The 26,983-nt window shown below is 45.3% G+C and carries 10 protein-coding genes; 1 reads left to right on the top strand and 9 read right to left on the bottom strand.

All coding sequences use genetic code 11. The features are described 5' to 3' along the window. Positions 1-11 precede the first annotated feature (11 nt). Entirely contained in the window at positions 12-12,905 is a 12,894-nt protein-coding gene (locus AC3CKG_RS22480; protein WP_488529405.1) for a VCBS domain-containing protein, read from the top strand. 96 nt (positions 12,906-13,001) lie between these two features. On the opposite strand, the gene AC3CKG_RS22475 is transcribed toward AC3CKG_RS22480, so the two are convergent. The 9 genes from AC3CKG_RS22475 to AC3CKG_RS22435 all read right to left on the bottom strand — a co-directional run bounded on the left by AC3CKG_RS22475 (position 13,002) and on the right by AC3CKG_RS22435 (position 26,812). After that, positions 13,002-14,315 carry an HlyD family type I secretion periplasmic adaptor subunit gene (locus AC3CKG_RS22475; protein WP_488529404.1) on the bottom strand — a complete coding sequence of 438 codons (1,314 nt, stop codon included), beginning with the start codon at positions 14,313-14,315 and terminating at the stop codon, positions 13,002-13,004. Further along, a complete protein-coding gene (locus tag AC3CKG_RS22470; protein ID WP_488529403.1) occupies positions 14,308-16,353 on the bottom strand; it encodes an ABC transporter transmembrane domain-containing protein in 2,046 nt (681 codons plus the stop codon). Before AC3CKG_RS22470 ends, AC3CKG_RS22475 begins: the two co-directional genes overlap by 8 nt. Then, the gene (locus AC3CKG_RS22465) at positions 16,350-17,960 is read right to left on the bottom strand and encodes an ABC transporter transmembrane domain-containing protein (protein ID WP_488529402.1); all 1,611 of its coding nucleotides are present in this window, start codon (positions 17,958-17,960) and stop codon (positions 16,350-16,352) included. Before AC3CKG_RS22465 ends, AC3CKG_RS22470 begins: the two co-directional genes overlap by 4 nt. 277 nt (positions 17,961-18,237) lie before the next feature. Continuing rightward, positions 18,238-18,873 carry a CatB-related O-acetyltransferase gene (locus tag AC3CKG_RS22460; RefSeq protein ID WP_488529401.1) on the bottom strand — a complete coding sequence of 212 codons (636 nt, stop codon included), beginning with the start codon at positions 18,871-18,873 and terminating at the stop codon, positions 18,238-18,240. A gap of 409 nt (positions 18,874-19,282) precedes the next feature. Continuing rightward, positions 19,283-20,395, bottom strand: coding sequence for an NADH:flavin oxidoreductase (locus tag AC3CKG_RS22455; protein ID WP_488529400.1), 1,113 nt, complete (start codon positions 20,393-20,395; stop codon positions 19,283-19,285). Between the two features lie 260 nt (positions 20,396-20,655). Next, on the bottom strand, positions 20,656-21,291 hold the full coding sequence (locus tag AC3CKG_RS22450; RefSeq protein WP_488529399.1) for an SDR family NAD(P)-dependent oxidoreductase: 636 nt from the start codon (positions 21,289-21,291) through the stop codon (positions 20,656-20,658). A gap of 390 nt (positions 21,292-21,681) precedes the next feature. Next, positions 21,682-22,362, bottom strand: a complete 681-nt coding sequence (locus tag AC3CKG_RS22445) for a DUF3313 family protein (protein WP_065104681.1) — start codon at positions 22,360-22,362, stop codon at positions 21,682-21,684. A gap of 259 nt (positions 22,363-22,621) precedes the next feature. Continuing rightward, entirely contained in the window at positions 22,622-25,663 is a 3,042-nt protein-coding gene (locus AC3CKG_RS22440) for an efflux RND transporter permease subunit (protein ID WP_102544336.1), read from the bottom strand. A gap of 9 nt (positions 25,664-25,672) precedes the next feature. Next, positions 25,673-26,812: an efflux RND transporter periplasmic adaptor subunit gene (locus AC3CKG_RS22435; protein ID WP_488529398.1), complete on the bottom strand. Its 1,140-nt coding sequence runs from the start codon at positions 26,810-26,812 to the stop codon at positions 25,673-25,675. Positions 26,813-26,983: the final 171 nt, after the last annotated feature.

The following is a 26,983-nucleotide window of genomic DNA, read 5'->3' as shown; positions in this document are numbered from 1 at the left end:
CGGATGAGAAGATGACTAAAAAAAACAACGTCAAAGAAAGTACCAAAACCAAAACACCTCTACATTCTGACAGTACTGCAGATCAGAGAACCAAACGTAAGACTAAAAACAAGTTAAGACTGCACTCGAAACTTAAGGTCAATGTTCCACTCTCACAGTCTTTGATGTTGATCTTGCCCTCGTTAGCCAAGCACGTTTCCGCAAGCCCTCAAGAACACGATGTTCAAGACACGCCAAACGACGTCATAGATTCAGAAGAACAGCGTTCTCAGGAAGACATGAACTTTTTGGCTGAGGAACACCCAAAGAGTGACATCATAGAAAACATTGCTCCGTCAGACAAAGCTAAAGCTGAAAACGCTAATAGCGAGCACTCACAAAACAGTACGTTGACACCCTCTCACCACTTATCAAGCTTGTCTCACCCTCAAGTGCACTACGTCCCTGCGGTCTCCATCCCTACGATTTCATCCGGTCAAGTTCCACAACCAACAACACATACTCCGGTGACTCCTGATCTACCCGTCACCTTTTTACCTGAGGTTATCGCAGGGAAATATGGGGAACTACATGTCGATGCAAATGGTCATTACACATTCGTATTGAATCCACTTTCACCTCAATATGTTCTGTTGCACCAAAACCAACCTGGCACCGACCAGTTTATGTTGCATCTATCGAATGGCTCGCAATTGGTCGTTCAAATACCAGTAGCCGGAAAGCAAGATATCCCAACGATCTCTGGAGATTTACGCGGTGTAGTCATTGAAGATCACAATGTAGACTCTCATGGTCTGTTAAGTGCTAGCGGTAAAATCGATGTGGTGGACCCAGACCATGACCAAAGCTCTGTGACTGCTGAAACGATTACCGGACAATACGGTTCGCTTTCCATCGATGCCAACGGGAAATGGCATTACCAAGTCGATAACTCCCTATCAAATGTTCAAGCTTTAACGTCATTAACGAGCCTGCATGAATCATTCACGATTCATACAAAAGATGGGACTCCCCAAACCATTGAAATGACGATTGGCGGTAACGATGACAATGCGATTGTGTCTGGCGTCGATACTGGCTCAGTAACAGAAGATCAAACGACACAGGTTCACGGTCAACTAACGGTCACTGACTCAGATCTTGGGCAAGACCATTTTCAAGCATCACTACTGACAGGTCAATTTGGCACGTTAGTTCTATCAAAAGACGGTACGTGGACATACAATTTAGACAACGGGAACCCAGCCGTTCAAAAACTGGCCCACGGTTCTACTGCAACAGACATCATCACCGTTCATTCAGCCGACGGAACAGCACATCAAGTTACGGTAACGATTAATGGCACCAACGACCAAGCCGTTATTACTAGTAGTACTGCCGGTTCACCAAACTCATTTGCTGCGATTCCAACAAATCTAGGCTCTAACCACGTTACCGAAGATTTAAACACTACTGTTGTTGGTCAGTTAAACATCACTGATGTTGACTCAAATGAAGCGCACTTCTCTAACTCTGACATCAAAGGCGTGCTAGGAACTTTGCACCTCAAAGATGACGGTGGATGGCGATACGATCTCGACAATAAAAATCCAAACGTTCAGGCTCTAGGTAAAGGAAATTCAGCGACCGATACCATTACTATTCACTCAGCGGACGGCACTCCTCATCAAATAACAATTACGGTGAACGGCACTAATGACAAAGCAGTGATTGGTGGAACAAGCTCAGGAGCTGTCACCGAAGAGTCACAGTTACAAACCTCTGGAACACTCACCGTAACGGATATCGATACCGGCGAAGCGCACTTCTCAAACGCGGATATTACTGGTGCTCTTGGTACGCTGCATTTGACAGATGCTGGTGGCTGGACTTACGACCTAGATAATGCCAATCCAACCGTTCAAGCGTTAGGTAAAGGGGCAACAGCGACCGATACGATTACCGTTCAGTCGGCTGATGGCACGTCTCATCAGGTAACTATCACGATTAATGGCACTAACGACAAAGCAGTGATTGGAGGAACAAGCTCAGGAGCTGTCACCGAAGAGTCGCAGTTACAAACCTCTGGAACACTCACCGTTACTGATGTTGATACAGGTGAGGCGCACTTCTCTAATACCGATATCGTAGGCTCGTTTGGTACGCTTCATCTGACTGACTCAGGCAAATGGACGTACGACCTTGATAACTCTAATTCAACCGTTCAAGCGTTAAGTAAAGGGGCAACCGCTACCGATACGATTACCGTTCAGTCGGCTGATGGAACGCCTCATCAAATGACGATTACAGTAAACGGCACTAACGACAAAGCAGTGATTGGTGGAACAAGCTCAGGAGCTGTCACAGAAGAATCGCAGTTACAAACCTCTGGAACACTCACCGTAACCGATGTTGATACCGGCGAAGCACACTTCTCCAATACCGATATCGTAGGCTCGTTTGGTACGCTTCATCTGACTGACTCAGGCAAATGGACGTATGACCTTGATAACACTAATTCAACCGTTCAAGCGTTAAGTAAAGGGGCAACAGCTACCGATACCATTACCGTTCAGTCGGCTGATGGCACACCACATCAAGTGACTATCACGATTAATGGTACTAATGATAAAGCGGTGATCGGTGGTACGAATGTTGGCGCGGTAACGGAAGAATCACAATTGCACGCCAGTGGCACATTGACTGTCACTGATGTCGATACTGGCGAAGCGCACTTCTCGAATTCGGATATTGTAGGTGCTCTTGGTACCCTTCATCTGACTGACTCAGGTAAATGGACGTACGATCTCGATAACACCAATCCGAAAGTTCAAGCGCTAGGTAAAGGCGCGACGGCGACTGACACCATTACTGTACATTCTGCTGATGGCACGCCTCATCAAATAACAATTACGGTGAACGGCACCGACGATACCGCTGTAATCGGTGGCCAAGATACGGGTTCGGTCGATGAAGGTCACGGACATTACTCTGATATGTCACCTGACTACGGTAAAACCCAGTTAACATCCGAAGCGCTTTATGCAGATGGAAAACTGACGATTGCTGACCCTGATACTGGAGATAATGAATTTGACCCTAAAGGTGGCGGTTATGATTACCAAGGCCAATACGGACGAGTAAACTTACACCAAGATGGTACTTGGCATTACATGGTTGATATTGGCCACAACGGTTTTACTAACGGTACTTCAACGACATCTGTTGGCACAACCATTGACCAACTAGGTGATGGGCAGTCATTAACTGACACAATTACCGTTTATTCTAAAGACGGTACATCACACGATATTGTCGTGACAATTCATGGCGATAACGATAGACCGTACATCAGCTCTGAAGTGACACTTGCCACAGGTAAAGAAGATACGGCGCTTACTTTCACAAAAGCCGATTTGCTTGCCAATACTATCGACGTGGATACCAATGACGCCGGTAAGCTTTCCATTGCGAATCTGTTAGTCGATCATGGTTCTGTTGTTGATAACAAAGATGGGACATACACTTTTACACCAACCAATAACTATAACGGTCAGGTACACTTCAGCTATGACGTGACAGATGCGCATGGTGGAACAACTCATACCGGAGCGAGTACGACTCTTTCAGCAGTCAATGATGCCGCTGTCATTGCCGGTACCGATACAGGAGATGTCACGGAAGATAGCTTCAATGGAATGCAGTGGTTAATCACCAAGGGGCAACTAACCATAACGGATAGTGATGCGGGTGAAGACATATTCGACCCTGTGGTTCATGCTCAAAATTATTCTGGAATCGGTTACGACACAAAACTCGGTGGTCACGTCTTACTTTCACGAGATGGGACCTGGGAGTACCAACTTGATAACTTTTCTCCGGAAGTTCAAAAACTTGCTGCTGGTGAAACAGCGTTAGATACCGTAACCATACACAGTGTTGATGGCACAACTCATGAAATTCAGATCACGATTCACGGCACCAACGATGCGCCAGTGCTTGCGGTCACACAATCGACCCCAACAACGGGCACTCTGACCGAAACCGATATCGACACAAAAGATACCCATTCATTTTCGGTAGTCACTTCGACTGGTCAATTTGGTGACCTATCGGTTGATCCTACATCGGGATCCTATGTTTATACTCCCCACTCTTCTGTTGCAGGAATGACGTATAACACTGCGACCCATACCTACCATGGACTCGATGTATTCGAGGTCAAAGTGGCCGATAATCACGGTGGAGAAGATTCAAAGTTCATCACTTTCGATGCCAACGGTCAGGTGTCTGTAATTCCCGGACAGCAGCCAACGATCTCGGCGACCGTCCCAAAAACACCAACGATTACAACAGGGCAACCGACTCTTCCTTCCGGTACCAACACAGCGCCAACGAATGCGGTGACCTTAGATCTGGCAGCCTCGAGTGATAGTGGAGTATCGCAAACTGACAATCTAACCAAAGACAGTACACCAACAATCACCGGACACACGGATATCCCTTATTCACAAGTGACTATCTATGATGGTTCCACACCCATTGGACAAGCAGTATCTGATGGCTCGGGTCATTATAGTGTTGCAGTAAGCAATCTAGCGAATGGCGATCATAATCTATCCGCCAAAGCATTAGCGCCTTCTTCAACACTACCGGCAACATCGCCAGCCCTTTCAGTAAATGTTGATACTGACATCGCCCCACTGCAAGTTTCATTAACTCATGACACAGGAAGCAACTCGTCTGATTTGATCACTAACGATGGTTCATTGACTATCACTGGGCAAGAAGCAGGTGCAACCGTTGAGTATTCCACTGACAACGGACACACGTGGACATCGAGTTTTACGCCACAACAAGGTGCAAACACGGTCAGCGTGAGACAGACCGACCCTGCGGGGAATGTGTCTTCTCCGACATCGCTGACATTCACATATGATGACCAAATCGCTGCGCCTGCTATTGATTTGAACTCGTCTACTGACTCAGGTATTTCTGCCACAGACGATCTCACGAATGTTCACACTCCGATAATCACTGGCAGCGCTGAAGCAAACTCATCTATTTCGATCACTGATGAAACCGGTAAAATGGTGGCAACAGGAACAGCAAATAGCAGTGGTGTTTATCAACTCACCACGTCGAATATTGCCGAGGGTAGTCATACTTTCACGGTCACATCGACCGATGTAGCAGGTAACCAAAGCAGCGCTTCATTACCGATTGAAGTAGACTACACAGCGCCGACAGTTTCAAACGTTAACCTAACCTCAGTTACAAACCATCAGCCTACTTTCAATGGTACCGTTTCTTTAGATACAACAAGCGTTGATATCGTAATCAAAAGTGGAGGTACCGTCGTTGAAACCTTACATGCGACACTCGACGGCCACGGCGGATATACTGTTGACGCAACTAATCTGCCAGACAACCATTACGTCGCTTTTATTCAAGCCACAGACAAAGCTGGCAACACCACCGCTTCGAGTTATGCAGGCACCTTTGATCGCTTCTCCGTTGATACCCATGCATCCGCACCGACTATCAGCTTTGAGAATACTGGCGCAGATAACATTTACAACGCAGCAGAAGTCGCTTCCGGCGCCGCCAATACCATAACAAGTACCATTCATTTGCCGCCTGACGCGCAACCAAAAGATACATTGACGATTAACGGGCAATCCCACCTTATTACCGATGCTGAATTTTTGGCGAAATCCGTCAATATAGAAGTGGCACCTGGCGCCTCAATTACAGCCAGTATTACCGACACAAACGGCAATACGTCAACAGTGACAAACGCAACTGCACCAAGTTCTGACACTGCTGTCTCGCCACTGCAAGTTTCATTAACTCATGACACAGGAACCAACTCGTCTGATTTGATCACTAACGATGGTTCATTGACTATCACTGGGCAAGAAGCAGGTGCAACCGTTGAGTATTCCACTGACAACGGACACACGTGGACATCGAGTTTTACGCCACAACAAGGTGCAAACACGGTCAGCGTGAGACAGACCGACCCTGCGGGGAATGTTTCCTCTCCAACATCGTTGACATTCAATTATGACAATCAAATCGCTGCGCCTGCTATTGATTTGAAATCGTCTACTGACTCAGGTATTTCTACAACAGACGATCTCACGAATGTTCACACTCCGATAATCACTGGCAGCGCTGAAGCAAACTCATCTATTTCGATCACTGATGAAACCGGTAAAATGGTGGCAACAGGAACAGCAAATAGCAGTGGTGTTTATCAACTCACCACGTCGAATATTGCCGAGGGTAGTCATACTTTCACGGTCACATCGACCGATGTAGCAGGTAACCAAAGCAGCGCTTCATTACCGATTGAAGTAGACTACACAGCGCCGACAGTTTCAAACGTTAACCTAACCTCAGTTACAAACCATCAGCCTACTTTCAATGGTACCGTTTCTTTAGATACAACAAGCGTTGATATCGTAATCAAAAGTGGAGGTACCGTCGTTGAAACCTTACATGCGACACTCGACGGCCACGGCGGATATACTGTTGACGCAACTAATCTGCCAGACAACCATTACGTCGCTTTTATTCAAGCCACAGACAAAGCTGGCAACACCACCGCTTCGAGTTATGCAGGCACCTTTGATCGCTTCTCCGTTGATACCCATGCATCCGCACCGACTATCAGCTTTGAGAATACTGGCGCAGATAACATTTACAACGCAGCAGAAGTCGCTTCCGGCGCCGCCAATACCATAACAAGTACCATTCATTTGCCGCCTGACGCGCAACCAAAAGATACATTGACGATTAACGGGCAATCCCACCTTATTACCGATGCTGAATTTTTGGCGAAATCCGTCAATATAGAAGTGGCACCTGGCGCCTCAATTACAGCCAGTATTACCGACACAAACGGCAATACGTCAACAGTGACAAACGCAACTGCACCAAGTTCTGACACTGCTGTCTCGCCACTGCAAGTTTCATTAACTCATGACACAGGAACCAACTCGTCTGATTTGATCACTAACGATGGTTCATTGACTATCACTGGGCAAGAAGCAGGTGCAACCGTTGAGTATTCCACTGACAACGGACACACGTGGACATCGAGTTTTACGCCACAACAAGGTGCAAACACGGTCAGCGTGAGACAGACCGACCCTGCGGGGAATGTGTCTTCTCCGACATCGCTGACATTCACATATGATGACCAAATCGCTGCGCCTGCTATTGATTTGAACTCGTCTACTGACTCAGGTATTTCTGCCACAGACGATCTCACGAATGTTCACACTCCGATAATCACTGGCAGCGCTGAAGCAAACTCATCTATTTCGATCACTGATGAAACCGGTAAAATGGTGGCAACAGGAACAGCAAATAGCAGTGGTGTTTATCAACTCACCACGTCGAATATTGCCGAGGGTAGCCATACTTTCACGGTCACATCGACCGATGTAGCGGGTAACCAAAACAGCGCTTCATTGCCGATTGAAGTAGACTACACAGCACCGACAATTTCGAACGTTAACCTATCCTCAGTTGCAACCCATCAGCCTACTTTCAGTGGTACCGTTTCTCTGGATACCACAAGCGTTGATATCGTAATCAAAAGCGGAAGTACCATCGTTGAAACCTTACATGCGACACTCGACGGCAACGGTGGATATAGTGTTGATGCAACTAATCTGCCAGACAACCATTACGTCGCTTATATTCAAGCCACTGACAAAGCAGGCAACACCACCGCTTCGGGTTATGCAGGCACCTTTGATCGCTTCTCCGTTGATACCCACGCATCCGCACCGACTATCAGCTTTGAGAGTACTGGCGCAGATAACATTTACAACGCAGCGGAAGTCGCTTCCGGCGCCGCCAATACCATAACAAGTACCATTCATTTGCCGCCTGACGCACAGCCAAAAGATACATTGACGATTAACGGGCAATCCCACCTTATTACCGACGCTGAATTTTTGGCGAAATCTGTCAATGTAGAAGTAGCCCCTGGAGCATCAATTGCAGCCAGTATTACCGATAAAAACGGCAATACATCAATAGTGACAAACTCTATCGCACCAAGCGCTGACAAAAACGTAGCACCACTACAAGTTTCATTAACTCATGACACGGGAAGCAATACGTCAGATTTAGTCACTAGCGATGGTGCGCTGACAATTAGCGGACAAGAGGCAGGAGCAACCGTTGAATATTCGACGGACAACGGACACACGTGGACATCGAGTTTTACGCCACAACAAGGTTCTAACACCGTCAGTGTGAGACAGACCGACCCTGCGGGGAATGTGTCGGCCGATACTTTAGTGACTTTCACCCTCGACAACACAGCTAGCGCTCCAACTGTCTCATTGCACAATGACACTGGGCGACACCTCATCAATACTCCAGACTTAATTACTAAAGACTCTCAGCTTTCAATTCAAACAGAGGCCGGCGCAAAAGTAGAGTACTCAAATGACGGCGGACACACTTGGACGACTGCATTTAATCCAATAGAAGGTGTCAATGACTTACAGGTAAGACAAACTGACATCGCGGGTAACGTCTCTCCAGCGACGCACTTTAGTTTCACCTTAGATACAACTCCCGGCACAGTCACAGTGAATCCAATATCACAAGACAATGCGTTAAATGCAGCTGAAAACAACCAACCATTGGTGATCACCGGCACGACATCTAACATTGCGCCTGGAGATGTCGTTTATGTCATCGTCGGTAATAATCATTTTTATGATGCAACCGTAAAATCAGATGGCACATGGTCACTGACCCTAAGTGCATCTGAACACCAAAACATAATGGCGACCGATCGCGACTACCCAATACAAGTAGGTGCCGTTGACACAGCAGGCAATTCAACCCCTCGTATCTTCACCCATTTGTTAATTGATACCGATGCACCATTACCTAGCATTACAGTCAACTCAGTAACTTCAGATGATATCATCAACAAGATTGAAGCGGGTGGCGATATAGATATCACCGGTCATGTCAGTGGTGATTTCAACACTGGCGATACGGTGTCGCTTACCATTAATGGACAGGCTATCCCCGGTTATACCGCTCAAGTACAAGCCAACGGTAATTACTTAGTAACGGTTCCAAGTAAGGTGTTACTCTCTCATAATATTCATTCAAACTCCGCACAAGTGCACAGTATCGAAGCGACTATCTCGACTCATGATGCTGTAGGAAATACAGGCAGTGCATCTTCAGGTGTAAGACCATTCACCTATGACATTCGTGTTGATGCTCCACAAATCTCTCTCACTCACGATACCGGAAATGCACAAGACCATATAACTAGTGACGGAGCCTTAACGGTTGCTGGGCAAGAGACAGGTGCAACTATTGAATACTCCGTTGACGGTGGGCATACATGGAGCAATACGTTTACACCACAAACAGGAAGTAACACCGTTGAGGTTAGACAAACCGATACCGCGGGTAACATATCCACAAGCAGTTCTTTAACTTTTACTTTAGATAACACTGCTACTGCGCCAAGCGTCTCTCTAACCTCAGATTCAGGTGGCTCTTCTTCAGATAAAATTACGAATGTTGGAGACCTGAGTGTCGGAGGAATAGAACAAGGTGCTACGGTCGAATATTCTATCGACAACGGTGTGCATTGGAGCACTCAATTTACTCCGGCTGAAGGACAAAACAATGTTCAAGTGAGACAGACAGATGTCGCGGGCAACGTCTCTCCTTCAACTTCATTGAGCTATACGTTAGATACTCAAATTGATATTCGAGTCAATTCAGCTCAAGTTGATCAGCATGGTCAAGGGATGATGGTACAAGTGTACTTGCCTAAAGATTCAGAAGTAACGCTTCTCGAAATTACCAGTGACGGCGGTGGCGCGCCTCTTCTTGTTGACCTGAAAACGGTGCAGAGACAAGGGACGGGTACAAGCGTTAGCCACCCTGACCATCAGTATCAAGAGTTTGTTGGTATCGACTTATCTTCGCTACCCGATGGAAACTTGAGTATTCGCGTAGCAGGTACAGATACTGCAGGTAATACCGTCACAGCTCAATCATCAGCTAGTTCGAACTATGTATTAGACACAACTGCTAGTGCGAGTGACGACAGCAACACGGCAATCGAAGATTCTACAATTCCAGTATCCGGTAACCTACTGAGTAACGACGCCGATGCCGCTACTGTCACGACAACTGGCGACATTCAAGGCACTTACGGACTATTCCATTTAAACAAAGACGGCAGCTATACCTACACGCTGGATAACCAACTGAGTACGATTCAGCAACTTAATTCTACATCAACGCCTCTAGTGGACAGCATCACTTATACAGCAAGCGATAGCCACGGAAACCTTGCAACCGCTCACCTTGCCATATCCATTCAAGGCACTGATGACAACCATCCACCTGCGGTGACAGGGCAAACCCTATCTACAAATGAAGACACCACCAAAACATTTACGACAAGTGAATTTGGTTACAGTGATCAGGATGGCGACGCATTGCAGTTCGTGACTATTAGCAGCATACCAAGTCATGGATTATTACTTTTAAACGGGAAAGCCGTAATCGCCAACCAACAAATCAGCAAGGCTGAATTAGACGCTGGCCATTTAACCTTCACGCCAATCAACAATGAAAATGGGGCCAACTATGCGCAATTTACGTTTACTGCGAATGACGGTCATCAAAACTCGGCAAGTGCAACGATGATATTGAACGTCAATGCAGTGAATGATACACCTATCGTTGGCTCGAGTTTCATTAGCTCTTTAGAAGATAAACCTCATGCGTTCACCAATGCAGACTTTAAATATTCCGATATTGATGGGGATGCGTTAAACCATATCACGATTACCAATGTCGCCCATGGCGTGTTAACGATGAATGGCACCACGGTGAATGTTGGCGATGACGTCAGTGCATCCGATATTTCATCACTCATCTTCACCCCAACTCACAACTATTTTAGTTCTAATATCAACGGGCTGGGTGCGGTGCAATTTACAGCAAACGATGGTCATATAGATTCAAAAGAAGGCTCTATATTCATTAATATTGCTGATGTTGCTGACCCTGCAACATTCGGTGGAGACTCCACAGGGGCGGCCCAAGAAGACACAACACTTCAAGCGTCAGGTACGTTGACAGCGAGTGACCCTGATGGAACAGTTGGGTTTATCGCGGTTCAAGGCGGTGTGGGAATAGTAGGAAGTAAAGGTTATGGCCATGCGCACATTGATAGCAATGGCCACTGGACTTACGACCTTTACAATAAACATCCTATCGTTCAACAGCTCGGTCAAGGGCAAACCGATACTGAAACCATCACAATTCAGTCTGCAGATGGAACGCAGCACGATATCGTGATCACCATTACCGGAACCAACGACTTACCGACAGTATCGGAAAAGCCGCAAGCGGGTCATATTATAGGCCAACACTCAGTCGATGAAGATTCGAACCTAAACCCTGCAGGCCAGTTAATAATCAACGACGTAGATGGAGACACAACCAGCGTTGCACTAGATCCAACACATAGTGCCGCCTATGGCCATGTTGTCTTTGATGCGCATAGCGGCACTTGGGTGTATCACTTAGATAACAGTAACCCTACTGTTAATGCCCTCAATGATAATGACACGTTGCAAGACAAGTTTACCTTGCTTGTGGATGATGGCCATGGCCAAAAAGTACCGCAAGAAATTACGATGACCATTAATGGTCATACCGACCCTGTACCCTACGCCCCACCAACAATCAGTGTCACGGTCGATACAAGAAATGCTCACCATGTTACTGCTGGTATTACCCCAAGCACCCTACAAGCTTACGCACATTCTATAAGGGCACATGCAACGACAGTTAGCGGTAGCCATGAGATAAAAGGTCATGGTCATAACGACATCATCATCGTAAGTGGACGACTTCATGAGGAGGCTGAACTAGAGGGTGGAAATGACATTTTATTCCTAGGAGGAAGACTGACTGATAAGGAAATAGAAGGTGGACATGGTAGCGATACCCTCATTTTAGGTGCTTACAATCGCAATAATGCCCCACGCTTACATGACCATGGTGAGAAAATCAGTGATGGGCGCGAAGAGATGGAGCTGGAAAGCATCGAAAACGTCATTCTTGGTGACGGTACGGTGCTAAAAGGTCATTTGCCATCAAACTTCCCTCTAGTCACTCACGACCACTATGAAGTACCAGTTAATATTCAAGCGCACTTATCTTCAGGTGATGAGTCTGTTTCCAGTATTCGACTCACCCACTTGCAACAAGGGCTAACACTACAAAGTAATGGGCATAACATAAATGCTAGCCATGACGGCAGTTACACAGTACCGGCCAATGGTCACCTTGTGGTAGTGTCAGATCGTCCAATGAACAATGGACATCATTACTTCGAGACAGAAGTAACAACGCACAACTCAGTCACGGGCGTCACCGCAGTGACCACTGAAGACTTACAAGGGCATATTCAAAGCCATGTAAACCCACCGCCTCCTCCACCGCCGCCAGTTCAGCACGATGAACCAGATTCACCTCTAACGTTTGAGGCTTCTGTCACCATCGTAGATGACAGCAGTACTCAAAATGAGCAACAACATGTTGGTGCCACTGATTCTCAGCATCACGATGTCAGCCATCATGGTGCAGCCGCTTATCTGGATGCATTGGGCATTAAACCCGATGCGACAACGACAACGGTTCACGATCAACCTGCGGACATGGACATCGTACTTGCACAAGTTGACCATCAAGATGCAACAACACATGACCAAGCACACTTGGATATGTCAGATGCGCTTGAGCACCATGACGCGAACGTCAACCACAATCAAGATGATGAACACCATCATCACAACGACATAGACGGGCTGCCGGATATTGATCCAAATAGTTAACCGATAACGGTACTAAACAGAAGGGAGCACATGATGTGCTCCCTTTTTATGCTTTGCTGTTGTTATTCGTTTACTTTCAACCAGTCTCTATTATGGTTAACGCTCACCAAACGCGACACTGACATTGGTATAAATCGGCTTCCAAAGATATTGGAATACGGACTTCTCGCCAGTGGTAATGTCGACTTCTCCTGTCATGCCAGGCAAAATTGCGAATGTTTCCGGGTTATCTCTAAAGTAAGGTTTGTCGACCGAGACTACGACCTCGTAGAAGATTTCGCCTCGCTCATTCTTACTGGTTGTCGGAGAGATGCTCTCAACCATGCCTTTCAATGCGCCAAAGCGACTGTAGTCGAACGCATCAATCTTGATACGCGTTGGTTGCCCTACGCTCACAAAACCAATATCTCTTGGAGACAAACGAGCCTTAAAGTCGGCCTTACCACCGATAGGAACAATTTCTACCACGGTTCCACCAGGCTGAATTACGCCACCATTTTTGGTACTTGGCAGGCTTTGAACTAACCCTTGGAGCGGAGACACCAGTAGTGTGTTGATTAACTTAGCTTGGCTTGAACGAACTCTGGCATTCAGAGCCGATAGATCAGACACGGCTTTAGAGCGATCATCACTGACTTTCACTTTTGCTTCCGCGAGTAGTTGCTCAATTTTTTGTTCAACCCCATCGGCTTGCTTAATCAGGACCGCTTTTTTACCACGAGCCTCTTCGATTTTTTGTTCAATGCTTGCCAGTTTCTGGCGCATTTCCAAGACTCTAAGGCGTGAAATATTGCCAGACTTGTAACCTTTCTCGAGGATGTTCAGTTCTTGCTTGGTGGCCGACAGTTCTTTCTCATAACTTGGCAGCGATTTCTCTAAACTTCGAAGCTGTTCTGCAATTTGTTCACTGTCTTTTTCAAGCACGATGCGTTTTTGGTAATAAAGCCCTTTCTGAGCGTTTAACTGCGCTTTTTGTTGGCTAACAATCTCTGGAAACTCCACTTCATACTCTACAAAGTCAGGCTCACGGTTATCTAACAAAGCGTTCATACGTTCAATACTAGTCAGCAACGTGACCTGTTGAGACTTTAACTCTTCCAAAGCGGTCTGTTGGAAAGTGGCATCAAACTCAACTAAAGGCTGGCCTTTCTCTACCAGTTGCCCTTCTTTCACCAGGATCCGTTTAAGCTTGCCACCGATATCACTCTGAAGAACCTGCTTCTCTCCTTCAGGGATGACGGCACCTTTGGCCTTGGCTATTTCATCAACTTGAGTCACCACAGACCAAGTCGCAAAAGCAACCACACACAACGCAACCGACCAAGTTGCCATCATTAATGAACGTGCCGTATTTTTTGATTCAACTAACTCGCCATAGCGCATGTTCTGACCAACTGATTTATTATCCATTTACGGCCTCCTGCTCACTTTGAGCTTCTTTTGGTTCCAATGGCCCGGCATACACAACGGTACCTTCATTTAACACAACCACTTTGTCTGCCAACTTAATTAAATCAGGATCATGAGAGGAGAATACGACAGTGGCATTCCCTCTTTTAGACAACAGAAATTCACCGAATATACGCTTGGCTCTTGGATGATAGTCGGGAACGGGGTTATCTAAAAGATACAAGTGATAGTCGTAAACCAGAGCTTTCGCATCTATCAATATTTGAGCCACACTGCCTGACAACATATCAAAGAGACTATCGGGTTCAATACGACTAATTGGTGTATCTAAACCCTCGGCTAAGGAGCTAAACCAACTCCCGCCACCTACGGCTTCTATCGCACTCAGCATTTTTTGTTCCGAGACACTATGCCCATCATTAAGCCATTCGCGGATGCTCAATGTCAGTAAATCGGGATAAGCCGCTCGGATGAAACACCAGTGACGATACAATTGAGGATCGTATTGCACCAAGTTGACGCCTTCGACTTCAACCATGCCATTCTGGATCAGTTGCAGCCCTGAAAGGACTTCCAACATGGCTGACTTACCACTCCCTGATGGCCCAGTTATCGCGACAATTTCACCAGCTTCAATATCAAAACTGATGCCACTGAGTGCAGGTCGAGTTTGTTTCGGGTAACGCAGCGTAACTTGCTCTAGTTTCAAGCTTGGGGCATACGAAGGTAATGGATGGTGCTGATAACTGAACTCTCGCTCCGATGGCTGAGACAATAAGCGATTCACCTGCAATTTTGATTGGTTAAAGCTGTTAAAACGTAGCGCGCTATTTGCCAACATTTGCGCAGGCCCTGTCACCTTAGAAATCAACATCATCGATGCGATTAAGCCACCCGGAGTCATCACTTCTTCAAAGATAAGCCCGATACCCAACCCCATAATGGCCAGCGTTGAACCCACGCCAATGAAGTAGTAAATCGAGGTATAACGGCTTTGCAGAACCGACTGAGAAAACGAAACTTTTGATGCTAAGAAGTTAGCTTTCTCGAAACGCTGTAACCAGTAACTCGCAATACCTGAGCTTCGAATAAACGCCAATTTAGAGGACAATTCGTTTGCCATATTCTGGCGGTTTGTTCCCGCGACCGTCGATTGCATTGAACGCTTGCTGCTAGAGCGAATCGAGCGTTTGGCCAAAATGTAATACAGAGCCAAAGAGCACAGTGGAACCAAGACTAACCAACCGCCCAACACTCCTATTGCGATCACAAACAAAAGAATGAACGGCAAGTCAAACAAAGCATTCCCTAGCGGGCCCGATAAAATACCGGATATCCGCTCAGACAAAAGCAATTGATTTTGCTGACTTGAAGAAGCCGTTTGCTGGTTTTGAGAATAGCTATTACGTAATAGTTTCTGAACAACAGACTGTGAGATTTCACGGCTGACACGGTTCGAAACTGTCGCAAATACACGGCTACGTAACGTTCGCAACCAACCCATCATGATAAACAACAAACCCGCGCCAATTGCGATACCTTGCAGTTCATGTCCTGCATCTCCACCGATCACATGATCATAGATAGACATGGTGATGAAAGGTACGGCGAGTGCAAATAGATTGGTAATGAAACTGACAAGTAATAGCTTAGGGATGATTGGTCTGAAAGCATGTAGCCGTTCACCAACCCAATCTGTAGAGGTTTTCTCGACTGGACTGCCGTCGATAACAATACAAAACTGAGGGCTCGATACCAACGCATCTTCCCCTTCAACGGGCTCGAAACCTCCTGATTCTACATGGCCGAGCGTGATATCGTCTTCACCAGATACGGCTAAAATCAGTTGATGGTCACCGACGTCTTTAACATCCGGAACAAGTCGGTACGGCAAAGATAACCGGTCAAACAAAGCAAAGATATCATCGATAGAATCGACACCATTCTCTTCAACCCATTGGCGAGCAAACAGCTGAATATTGGCATTCACTTCTAGCTGCTTAAGAACGGACAAACACAACGTTTCTAAATGATTCATGCTGCTTCCCCCGCTTCCAATGATTTATTAACCGTGACGACTTGGGTTGCGAGTTCACGTAACTTAGGATAGTGCGTCACCACAATAATGGTGCGCCCCTGTTCAACATCATGTTTAAGCACGGAAATCAAATTCGCCAACGCTTCAAGGTCAAGCGACGCATCTGGTCTTTCCAACATAACAATCGGCTTATCACTGGCGAGTTGAGCGGCGATGTTGAGCATTTTGATATTGCCCATACACAATAATGAAGCACTTGTATGGCCGATCTGAGTTTCTAATCCCTCAGGCAGCCTTGTGATCTCTTTAGTCAAACCAAGGCGTCTAGCGTAGTCATTGGCTTTGTCTGTTTGATCCGGATTAAAACCGCATAGGTTATCTAATATCGTCCCCGATACGAGCTGCGCTTTTACACCGCAATAGCCAGTCAATGAACGGAGTGACTCTCCGCTCGCGGGTTCACCATTGATCTTTATATCCCCAGCGATGAGCTCATCAACACCAGCAATGGATGACAACATATGGCTGCTAAGATGACGGTCTTCACTGTCGAGTAGAATAAGCTCACCTTTTCCCGTTGTTAAACTGACTTGGTAAACTGAGCCGTATCGTTCGATAGACGTATTTTGCAGTTCTAACGTCTTAAATGCTTCATGCTTAATGCCTTGTTGAACAGCACTATCTAAATCCCCCAGCTTTTCAATGGCTTGATTGGCAGTGTGTATAGAGTTGAGCTTGATTCTGACTCCAACTAGCGCGCTCAGCGGAGCAACGGCTCTGCCCGAAAGAATGGAACACGCTGCCAAACCACCGGTTGTAAGCTCCCCATCGAGTACCCACAAGCTACCCGTAATGACCAATAAAACAGATGTGGCTAACGCGGCAAGTTGAATACACTCTTGGGCGAATGCATTTTGCTCTTCTTCTTTGGCTTTCGATTGGGAACGATAATGATTGAGTGACTTAAATTGGCTGAAGATACGGGATTCGATCGCCTGACGTTTAATCCCTTGGATCGTTTGGCTCATCAAGATAAGAAAAGCTTTTCTTTGCTGTTCATAAACCGAAGCCTGCTTACTCAGCACTTTGACCTTTCGTGACGACACCCAAACAATGCAAAGAGTGAACAACCAAACCGCGACAGGTATCGCGACTAATTCACCGCCGATGTACGCGACCAAGCCCAAAAAGATAAGTGCGAATGGTAAATCGATGAACCCAGCAATCACACCACCGGAATACCAATCTTTTACTTTAGAAACCGAACCTAACCCTTCTTCGACGCCACCCACACCAACCTGACGAATTTGACGGGAAGACGCCGTCGTCACTTTTGAGGCTAACGTTTGATAGGTTGTTTTTTCGGTATTGCTCGCTGCTGCTGAAAGCAGCCAAGTACGGACAAATCGAATCAAAGCTTCCATTGCAACCGCCAATGAAGCGCCCGCTAATAGCAGTGTTGCCGTGCCATAACTTTGATTGGGAAGAATACGATCGTAGATTTGGAGAACCGTTAATGGAACGGCTAATGACAAGAGGTTAATAAGTAAAGACGGTAGTAAGACTTTCCTTACTACCTCTTTGTTTTTTACTGAAGTTACAGGCATACACAATCCTTATCCATGCTTATGAGATAAGGTTGGTACACACCTTCAGGTTATGCAAGCTAACAAGCTGATTTACCGTGTTTTTCACTATAAACATGACTCAGGTTTACGCCACGTAACTAAGTTCATGCCATAGAGCCCTCAAATAGACGAGGGCTCGGTTAGAACACAAGAAAAACAAGGTTCATTTAAACCGCTTCTTGTTACCTGAACAGCCCAATCATTTTGGATGTTAGACAACAAATGTTAGACAACAGATGTTTGATAACGATACTGGTTAGTTATTGTTGTCGTAATCTAGGACCGCTTGCTTCAAGCTCTTTATGTTTGAATCGCACAGATATTGTCTTAGTGATTCAAACTTCTCTGCTGGCCACTCGTAGATTTTCATTGAGATGAGCTCATCAATAACAGACTCATCAAAGCGGTATTTAACAACTTTAGCTGGAGAACCGCCGACAATGCTGTAAGGCTCAACGTCTTTTGTAACGACGCTGTTCGCCGCCACTACTGCGCCTTCGCCAATGGTCACGCCCGGCATGATCATCGCTCGCATACCTAGCCAAACACCATCTTTGATATGAGTATCACCTTTACCTATGTAAGCTTCTTCGATGACATCCATAAATGGATACAAAGAGAACCAGTCGACTCGGTGGGTATGGTTACCGCCCATCAGAATCACCACTTCAGCCCCGATACAAACATAGTCACCGATGTACAGTTCATCGATTTCCCAGCGAGGTTCCCACTGACGACTGACTTCATCACCATGCAGATAACGGACAACTGAACCTTCAAAGCCGTTGTCCCAGCAATCGCTGTAGTAACTGTGTTGACCTTTGATATGAATATTGGGGTTGCTGACTACTTCATGCAGCAATTCGAATTTAGACCAATGCTTGTTTTGCATTTTTACCTCTGATTAATCTTTATTAGTTAAATATCAATATATTCGACAATACAGATTCAACGTGCACAGCTTCGCTGACGTGGTAGCACTGGGTGCCCTAATACATCAATAGTGTAGTCACAGTTGAAATGATCGTAATGTCGCAGAAACTAAAGAGACGTCAGTGGATTCGAGGTTGCTTTAAGAGGGGAAGTAATTTCACAGTAGACTCGGTTTGTTAACGATAACTCGGTTAAAAAATTTACGGGCGCATTATACCTGTTTATGCGCACCAAATTGACAGAGGAATGTGATTAATAAGGTTTCAAATATCGCTTTGTAGAATACAAGCTTGAGTCTGTGATTAACACCGACTCAAACTTAGACTCGCTTATAAATTTAGGCTTACTCTTGGAGCTAGGCTCAACGACTACATACGAGCAAGCTGTGCTTTTCTGTCTTTATTGACGACACAGAAGTTGCCACGTTTAGTTCGGCATTTTGAACATCTTTCGCACTCAACAGGGCTTCGGCCCCCTTCTTTCCAACGCTTAACCAAATGTGGTTCAGAAAGCAGCGGTCTTGAAAGCGCGAAATATTGAATGCCCGTGTTATTTGCGATGGCTTCAATGGCATCGAAATCCGTCAATCCACCCACAGTGATCACCGGAATATTTACGTCTTGGCTGATAGCATGACCATATTCGTGAAAATAACCTTCAGCTTGAATGGTGAATCCATCGTGAGATTCGCCAATCATGGTGTCGGCTTTGCCATGGATGTTGCCTGACACCACGATGCCATCAACACCCACTTCTTCTAACTTTTTGCACACGAGACGTGTTTCATCGAAGGTAACACCACCTTCAAAGAATTCAGAGGCCGTGAGCTTAACTAAAATTGGGAAGTCGTCGCCCACCAACTTACGTGTCGCAGTATAGATCTCTAACAGAAACCTCATGCGATTCTCTAGACTACCGCCGTATTCATCTTCACGTTGGTTGTAATAAGGGCTTAGAAATTGGTTAATCAGATAAGTGTGAGCAGCATGAATCTCAACACCATCAAAGCCTGATTTTTGTGCTCTCAATGACGCTTGAGCAAAGGCATCAACAATGTAATCAATTTCGTCTTTGGTCATCGCTTTACCCAGTGTTTGAGTCCCTTTTTCAGGAACTTCACTTGGTGCAAAGATCACTCGTTCGCCAAGATCATGCGTGGTCTTTGTGCCACCGTATGCCAATTGCATGACGATTTTAGAGTCGTTGTCATGAACCAATTGAGTGAGCTTTTGATACTCTTCGATAAACGAGTCGTTATACATGCCCATCATGCCTGCATTAGGCTTCTCTTCTTCGACGATGTTGGCATAGCCCGTCACGATCAGGCCGACTTCACCTTGAGCTAACTCTTCATAGATAGCGTAAAGCTTGTCTGTCATATGGCCATCTTCTGTTGCCATATTTTCCCACGTCGCGCTTCGCATAAAGCGGTTCTTCAATGTCATGGTGCCGATGCGGGTTTCTGTAAACAAAGTGCTCAAGTCTTATCCTCATTAAATCTTTTATTATGTTTGCCCATTTTAAAAGACAAAAGAGAACCACTTCTTTTTCACAAAGTGACTCTCTTTTGTCCATTACTGAATGGGCGTTGATTTATGCGGATAGTACAGAGAATAAGACAAGGAAAACTTAATCTAGATTAAGGTAGGGTCACACTAGTATAAGAAAAAGCCGTTCATTATCAGTGAACGGCTTTATGAATCATCTAACTGCTTTATCAGCCAGCGAATAAGGAGGCGTTCTAACCGTATGTCACCGTCGGATCCACACACTGGTAAACTTGACCAATGCTCGCGCTGTTGGCTAGCAAGGTTTCGATAAGACGCGCCACTTCTTGTTGGTATATCACGCCATGCACTTCGACTTGTTGTGATAATTCTCCGTTACCTGTGGTTTTACCATCCAACAAGCCACCCGGTCGCAAGATTGTGTAATCTAAAGTACTGGACGTTAGCCAAGATTCGGCCAGTGTTTTTTCACGAACCGCAGCACCAAACCCTCTCTTCGAGCGTTCAGATAGGTACTGCCACGAATCACCGCAACCTAATGATGTCACCAACAAAAATCGAGCAATACCGTTTTGCTCCAACGCATTAATAAGATAACGATGACCAATGTAGTCAACCGGTACTTCAGCGGTAAAGCTACCCATGCTGGAGACCACGAGTGCAGATTTCGGCAACTCAGCCACAGTGCGCTCTACTTGTTCTTGGATTGTTGCATCACAACGCAGTGTTTTAATACCCAGCTCTTGCAAGCGAGCATTTTTGTCTGGATTTCTCGCGACCGCCACGACGTCATGACCTTGTAGATGGAAGTGCTCAACGATTGCCGCACCTAAACCACTTCCCGCTCCCCATACAACAACTGTACTCATAAACACCTCAAAATAATCATGTACTTGCTGATTCTAGCCGGACAATCTAATCGGTTCTTTCATCAAGATCAATAAATGCGAATAAGTCTCACTATTAAAGTCAATATTTATAACAACCCATCAAGGACTTAGTGTCGGTGGTTATGAAAAAAAACGAGTTGCGCCTTCAATAACAACTAAATCTTCGCTCTATCTATGCTGATATGAAAACAGACCGCCAATCATCGGCGGTCTGTTTTGTTTTCGATACAGGCTGTTTGAGATGCTATTCGCTACAGAAACGATTTATTGAAGCAAGCTTAACGAGCAACAGTTACAAAGCGTTGATCAGTAGAAGACCGACACCAATACGTTCACTGCTGTAGCTGTAATCAAGCTATCTCGATAGCCTTAGTCTTCTTTTTTATTTAAGTAAGCGACCTCGAAAGCGAAGTCGACAGCTTGCTGAGTAATTTGGTCAATATTCTTATCCAACATGGCTACGGTAATCTCAGATTTTTCATTCTCTAGAACACCGTTGTCATTCACGACAAAGATACGGCGGCCAATCAGCTCAGCAGACTCATGATCTTTCAGATCAACACTCGCTAGCATGCGAATCGAGCGATCTCGCGTACCCGCTGCGTATTTAACAGCACCAATCACAGTGCCCACTGGAATAAACTCGGTCACTCGCATGTCTTCTGGAATGTCATCAATGCCATACAGCATCACGCTAATATCGAGCACCTTATTGTCCAAAATTACGTTCGAGTAACCTTGTAATTTATGTGCCAGCTTTTCATCCATTTTTTTGACAAGTTCAGCTTTGAATTGCGTTTGTACCTCTTTCGATACTCGGTTATCTATGCCCGCTTTTTTGATGCCTACCGTTTCAAATTTAAACTGGTTGAAATAATGCGTGCCGCTGTCTTTTGCAATCCATGACATCCCCGCCATATCATCATCAAACTGGCTATCAACGAAGTAATGCTCTGAGTCGACGCTTTGAATTTCTTGCTTATTTGGCATCGTGCTTGAACAGCCAACAGTGAACAAAGCAAGTAGTGGGAATAAGTAATGTAGTTTCATGTGAACCTCTAATTTTCTGAATTTTGAGTGCACGAATCCCTAAGCGATAAGGCTCATAAATTAAATTCGTACAGATTAAATGTGTATTAGTTAAATTTCGTTCAGCAGTGAAGCGCGATTATGGCGCTATTCACTGTTGAGTCGTTGTTTGTTTACGTTTAACGGTTGCTTATGTTTAACCGTTGTTGTGCCTTGCGGCTGCTTATATCTAAACGGTGATTTTCACAACACGGTTTAGACATAAGCGTTAACTATTGAATTAGGCTTCTTGTCCGCGGTGATCCGCAGCCAAGTAGGTGTAGATGGTTGGTACAACGAACAAGGTGAACAATGTACCTACCGACATACCGACCGTAATCACCAAGCCAATCGAGAATCGACTTTGTGCGCCTGCGCCCGATGCCATTAGCAGTGGTACAACACCAACCACCATCGCTGCCGTTGTCATCAACACTGGTCGCATGCGAACCGTTGCCGAACGGATGGCAGCTTCGCGACGACTGCATTTCAGCTCCTGCTGCATCTGGTTCGCGAACTCCACAATCAAGATACCGTGCTTACTGATCAATCCGATTAAGGTCACCAAGCCCACCTCGGTGTATATGTTGAGCGTATCAATGCCTAAGTAGAGCGGCATCAAAGCACCAAAAATCGATAATGGAACACTGGTTAATACCACCAATGGGTCACGCAAGCTTTCGAACTGCGCAGCCAGTACCAAGTAGATGATCACCAAAGCTAGGAAGAACGTTGTTACCAACGAAGAACCTTCTTGTAAGAACTGACGAAGCTGACCTGATGTATCTGTACTGTACGACGTAGGCAGAATCTTCGCGGCTCCCTCTTCCATTACTTTGTACGCTTCACCAATACTGACACCCGGCATCATTTTCGCTTCAATCATTGCGCTGTTTAGCTGCTGAAATTGATCCACTTTTGATGGCTGAACAGATTCGCTAATTTCAATTAACGAAGCCAGCGGTACCATCTCACCAGTATTCGATCGTACGTGGTAGTTCTTCAAATCATCCCAAGAGTTACGATTCTCGTTCGGAACTTGAGTGATCACCTGATAGCTACGCTGATCCATCGAGAAGTAGTTGACGAACCCTTCACTGATGAAGCGAGACAATACCGTACCGATATCTTGCGCACTCACGTTCATTTGCGCGGCTTTGTCGCGGTCTATCTCTATCTCTACCTGTGGTTTGTTGAAGTTAAGGTCATTTTGAACATAGATAAACTTACCGCTCTTCTGTGCGTACTCTTTCAATTTCTCTGCGTACTGGTAAAGATCTTGATACGAACCCGTTGGTGTCTTCAGTACCATCTGGAATGGCAAGCCCTGTGGCGTTCCTGGTAGATCCGGTGGAGAGAAGGTATACACCTGCAAGCCTGGTAATACAGAACTCTGTTTCTCGAAGCGTTGCATCACCTCTTTCGCCGTTGCTTCGCGTGAATCCCAATCTTTCAATACACCTAGGCCAAAGAAAGCGTTGTTGTGCATATAGCCGTTATCCAACATGGTCATTTGTACTTCATCATTATCTGAAATCGCTTCAGTCAATGCTGGAGTAAAGTGACGTATATAGTCCGTGTTCGCTTGTGCTGGCCCTTGCCCCATTACAATCATTACGCCCTGATCTTCTTCAGGAGCAAGCTCGGATGCGGTATTCATAAACATGAACACTAGGCTTACCAATAACGTGCCAACAACTGGCCAAATGTACACTCGGTTATTCAGTACATGCTCTAGAACCTTACGGTATTGCTCGGTTACACCTGCAATAACTGCATCGATTTTCTTAACCAGTTTTCCATCTAAAACAGACTTGTTTAGGATTTTTGAACACATCATTGGTGTCAGTGTTAAAGCAATAAACCCAGAGATCAGAACCGAACCCGCCAAGGTAAACGCAAACTCTGTAAACAGCTTGCCGGTTAAGCCACCCATGAAACCGATTGGTGCGTATACCGCCGCCAATGTAATGGTCATCGCAATAATCGACCCCGCGATCTCACGTGCGCTGTCCATGGCTGCTTTAACTGGGCTCGTGCCATCCTCTAGGTGACGGAATGTGTTCTCCACCACTACAATTGCATCATCAACCACCAAAGAAATTGCTAATACCATCGCCAATAGCGTCAGCAAGTTAATGCTGAAACCCATGCTTAACATGAAGAACATTGACCCTATCAGTGACAGCGGAATCGTTACGAGTGGAATTAACATTGCTCGCATCGAACCTAAGAACGCAAAGATAACAATCACAACAATCAGAGCCGCTTCCATCAGCGTTTTTGCTACTTCATCAATCGATGTCTCGATGAACTTGGTCGAGTCATAAATAACATTGGCTTTGATACCGTCAGGTAAACTTGCTTTTATCTGTGGCAGTAATTCATAGATCCCCTGCACTACCGTTAATGGGTTAGACGTCGCCGTGTTACTGATCGCGGTTGCAACCGTTGTGACACCGTTAAACAAAACATCTGAATCATAATTTGTCGCCCCTAACTCGACGGTCGCCACGTCTTTTAAATGCACCAATTGGCCATCGTGTGTTTTCAACGACATGTTTTTAAAGTCAGCAACGGAGCTAGAGTCTGTGTGGGCGTTAATATCAACTTCGATATAAGGGCTCTGCAATTTACCCGCCGCACTCACAATGTTGTTTGAACGCAAAGCGTTTTGTACGTCAGTCGCTGTTAAACCATACGAAGCAAGCTTTTGAGGTTTCAGCCAAATACGCATCGCAAAGTCTTCTTGACCTAAAATATCAACTTTCGACACCCCTTCTACCGTTGAAAAGGTCGGTTTCACAACTCGGCTTACGTAATCTGACACCTGTTCAGTTTTCAACGTGTCACTCGAGAATGAGACATATAAGATCGGTGATTGCGATGTCGACTTAAGGATACTCGGGTCTAGAACACCAGAAGGAAGCTTGTACTTCACTTGCTGTACCAGAGACAGAATTTCAGTCAACGCACCGTCCGACGGATAACCCAGCTTCAAATACACGGTAATCACGGACTTACCCAAGGCACTATCCGATGTCATGTAATCAATGCCTGCTGTTTGAGCGATCTCGGCCTGAAGCGGCTGCGTTACATAACCTTGTACACTGGATGCACTGGCACCTGGGTAGCTTGTTGTGATCGTAATAACGCCGGTTTCAATTTCTGGGTACTGGCGAACTTGTAGAGAGGTAAAGGCTTTTAAACCCAAGACCAACAACACAAGGCTCAATACCGTCGCCAAAACGGGGCGTTTGATAAATACATCAGTAAATGTCATGGGAGTATCCTAGTTACTTTTCTTGGTATCGGTAACGAGTGGTCGTTGATTATTAACCAGCACCAAACCGCCATTTTTGAGTTGGTGCTGATTCGACGTCACCACTACATCCCCTTCTGTTAATCCAGAAAGGATCCCTACATACCCGTCTTGTTTTGGGCCAACCTCAACGGTGCGTTGCACCACCTTATACTCATAGAAAGGTGTATCACTTGAGTGCTGACTTACAGCCTTAGTTGCTAGGTCCAAAACAAATACTGTATCGCCAGACAATGTGTAGCTGATCGCCACTGAAGGCACACTGATCACGGTGTTTGATTCTGATGTCGTTAATGTCGCATCGACGTACATGCCCGATTCCAACGGCACTGGTTCTGTCGTTACCGCGCGCAGTTCGATGTTATGTGTACTCGCGTCTGAACTCGGTTCAATCGCTGAAATCGTTGCATGAAACTCTTCATCATTAGCGGCATCAGATTCAAACTGTAACGTCTGCCCTACTTGAACGTCATGAAGGTAAAGCTCCGAAATAGAGAAATCGACAAACTGTTTAGAGCTATCTTCTAGGTCTACAATCTCGGTGCTTGAATTAATAAAATCACCCACATCAATTTTTCTAATTCCCACATTGCCAGAAAATGGTGCTTTTACTTTCATGTATTCAATCTGAGTAGCAATGTAGTCAAGCTTTGCAGATTCCGAATTAAATTGAGCAGTAAGCTTATCAACCGAATTTTGAGATACGCTGTTATTTCTTAATAGCTTTTTGTTTCTCACTAATTCAACTCTTGCTAATTCCAATTTCGACAACTGGCTTTTATAATTAGATTTCAATAGAGCATCATCAAGCTGTATCAACACATCACCTTTATTTACATACTGACCCGAATTAAAAAGCACTTCTTTTACTTGCCCTGACATTTGACTCGAAACATTGATTGATTGGTTAGCATGGATATTACCAATCACCTGTAAACTTTCATTCCACACTTCTTTATTTACTTTTTGTGTTGTTACTGAAGTCGCTGGTAATTTAAAACTTGCTAGTTTTTCTTTGATAACTTCGCCTTTCACATAATGAAAGCCAAAGACAAAAGATAACAATATAAATAGAGCTGACCCGACGATAACGCCTTTATATTTACTCATGTGTTCACCTCGTGTTTAAAGTCCGGCCATTCTAACGTTCGCCACCTCCAATAAATAAAACTCCCATAACATCGTATTCAGCCTATATAAAATAAAAATAAAACAAACAAATACAATAACTTAATACAAAATAATCAAGTAAAAATCATTTTCATTCTTTATGTCTATTTT

This window comes from Vibrio sp. QJM3NY_15, assembly GCF_057785995.1.
The sequence above is the reverse complement of the archived record's forward strand: the minus strand, read 5'-3'. Positions and strand labels throughout refer to the sequence as shown.